Source organism: Methylobacterium sp. CCH7-A2, from assembly GCF_001557075.1.
Lineage (GTDB): Bacteria > Pseudomonadota > Alphaproteobacteria > Rhizobiales > Beijerinckiaceae > Allobosea > Allobosea massiliensis.
This window is the reverse complement of sequence record NZ_LSKN01000325.1, coordinates 1-850: the sequence shown is the minus strand read 5'-3', so window position 1 is coordinate 850 and position 850 is coordinate 1. Positions and strand designations below refer to the sequence as shown.

At 69.2% G+C, this 850-nt stretch carries 1 protein-coding gene; it reads right to left on the bottom strand.

Annotation, left to right across the window (positions count from 1 at the left end):
• Positions 1–816, bottom strand: an 816-nt coding sequence (locus tag AX750_RS25055; protein ID WP_197432865.1) for an Hpt domain-containing protein, incomplete at its 3' end; no start/stop codon positions are given.
• Positions 817–850: the final 34 nt, after the last annotated feature.

The window sequence follows — 850 nt, the reverse complement described above, 5'->3', positions numbered from 1 at the left end:
GTCGATGCCGGGCGCGGCCTCGGCCTTCGCGACGGGCTCCGCAGCCGCGGCCGGCGCCTCGCCCGGCATCGACATGTCGAGGCCGAAACCGGCCTGGCCGGCGGCAGCGAGAGGGGTGATGACGAGCTTCATCTCGTCGCGGACGAACATGAAGACGTCCTCGATCTCGTCCTGCGAGCAGGCGCTCTCCAGCGTTACCGTCCAGGTGATCAGGCAGGTCTCGGGGTCGAGGTCGGCCAGGACGGGGATCGCGGCCGTGTCGGCCTCGACCGTGCAGGGACCGAGCGCGCGCAGATCGTCGAGCAGGACGAGCGGGTTGGTGCCGTTGCGCAGGATGCCGGGCTCGAAGGCGATCTCGATACGCCAGCCGGCGGAGGCGGGAGCCTCGGGCGCGGCTTCGGGGGCGTTCTCGGCCGCGGGGCCTGCCTCCTTCGCCGTGGCCGGGCCGGCGCCGATCAGGCGCTGCAGCTCCTCGACGATCGCGTCGCCGATGATCGGGTCGGTGGAGTCGGGGTCCTCGATCAGCGTGCGGATGTAGTCGCGGGCCGAGAGGGAAACCGTGACGATCTCGTGGTTCGCGTCGATCTTGCCCTTGCGGATCAGGTCGAAGGCGGTCTCGAAATCATGGGTGAAGGCCGCGACCTTGTCGAAGCCGAACATGGCGCCCGAGCCCTTGATCGTGTGCAGCGCCCGGAAGGCGGCGTCGATCAGGTCGCGGTTCTGCGGCGACTGGCCGAGATCGAGCAGGACGCTCTCGAGTGAGTCCAGCAGCTCGGACGCTTCCTGCCGGAATGTTTCCGTCGGATCGAGTTCCATCAGGCCCTCACGAGTTTGGCGACGACGGCGAGCA